Here is a 1,225-nt window from a genome sequence, read left to right as displayed (position 1 = left end):
TGAGGCACAACCACCCATGGGTCCCCTAGATCAACAATTACCACATCTGCATCTTTTTGAGGCATCTTTTTGGCAGTCTTGAGATCAAGTTTTGTCATGGTTACATATTTTGATACGCCTGCTTTCTCGATGTTCTTTCTTGCAATTGCCATGAAATTTTCATCAACGTCATAAGTGTAGATGTGACCCTTTGGTTTTACAAGGCTTGCAAGAAAAGTTGTAAACGAGCCGCTGCCAGTTCCAATCTCTACAATCTTGTGTCCGCTCTGTAATCCAATTCGTGCTGCAATATACCCCAAGTCTTTGGGATAAACAATTTGCGTACTGCGCTGACTTTTCATTACATAATCATAGATGGTAGGCTCTAGCGCAAAAATTATTTTTCCCTTGTTTGTCTTGATTGCAGTCCCAAATGGTTTTCCTATCACTTTTTTGTGATCAATTATTCCAACATGGGTATGAAATTTTTGTTTTGGCGCAGCCTTCATCAGCCATTTTTTACTATCATTATAAAAAAACAACACATTGTCGTTTTGCTTTATTTTCTTCAATAACTCAACCTGATCAAATGTGGATAAATAGCTTGACCCTGAAAATTTTCATTAACATCTAGATTTTGGTTTCTTCGCCGGTCTTGGGTTTTCTTTTGAGTATTCTTCCAGAGACAACAGATGCCACCCAGAAACCCACTCCAGTCCAGACCATTGTTTGTGATACTGAAAACATTCCTACCACTGTAAAGACAAGACCTATTCCTGCAAATATCACTGGGATTACGGCTTTGGTTGAGACCAATTTCTACATCCTCTCTGGTGCGTCAATCCCTAAAAGTTGTAATGCCTTGGCAAGTGTTTCCTTGAATGAATGCACCAAGCAGAGCCTTGCGTTTACGGTCGACTCGGAATCTGCCGTAAGTNAAAAGTTGTAATGCCTTGGCAAGTGTTTCCTTGAATGAATATACCAAGCAGAGTCTTGCATTTACTGTAGACTCGGAGTCTGCCGTAAGCACCTTGACATGCTCATAGAATGTGTTGAATGATACAGCAAGTTGGTAGCAATACTTGGCGATTATTTTGGGTGAGAGGTTCTTGGCAGCATCTTCTACCTGGAGGTCAAACTTGGCAATAACTTTGGCAAGGTCTCTTTCGTATATGGTATCTAGTCCATCAAGGCTTGTTTCAAAGTTTGGACTCTTACCAGCTTTTTCTAAGATCCTCAATGCACG

Annotated in this window: 3 protein-coding genes and 1 pseudogene; all 4 read right to left on the bottom strand. The window is 40.5% G+C overall.

Annotation, left to right across the window (positions count from 1 at the left end):
* On the bottom strand, positions 1-551 hold a 551-nt coding region (locus DYY66_RS09645; protein WP_166288689.1), incomplete at its 3' end, for a tRNA (adenine-N1)-methyltransferase.
* A gap of 58 nt (positions 552-609) precedes the next feature.
* Entirely contained in the window at positions 610-795 is a 186-nt protein-coding gene (locus tag DYY66_RS09640; RefSeq protein ID WP_166288686.1) for a hypothetical protein, read from the bottom strand.
* Positions 796-798: 3 nt separating this feature from the next.
* Positions 799-916: pseudogene (locus DYY66_RS09635) on the bottom strand (DALR anticodon-binding domain-containing protein); the annotation flags it as partial.
* Between the two features lies 1 nt (position 917).
* Positions 918-1,219 (bottom strand): DALR anticodon-binding domain-containing protein (locus DYY66_RS09630; protein WP_255496422.1); only part of this gene is annotated, 302 nt, incomplete at its 3' end.
* Between the last annotated feature and the right edge of the window lie 6 nt (positions 1,220-1,225).

This window comes from Candidatus Nitrosotalea sp. FS, assembly GCF_011319475.1.
Taxonomy (GTDB): Archaea; Thermoproteota; Nitrososphaeria; order Nitrososphaerales; family Nitrosopumilaceae; genus Nitrosotalea.
The sequence above is the reverse complement of the archived record's forward strand: the minus strand, read 5'-3'. Positions and strand labels throughout refer to the sequence as shown.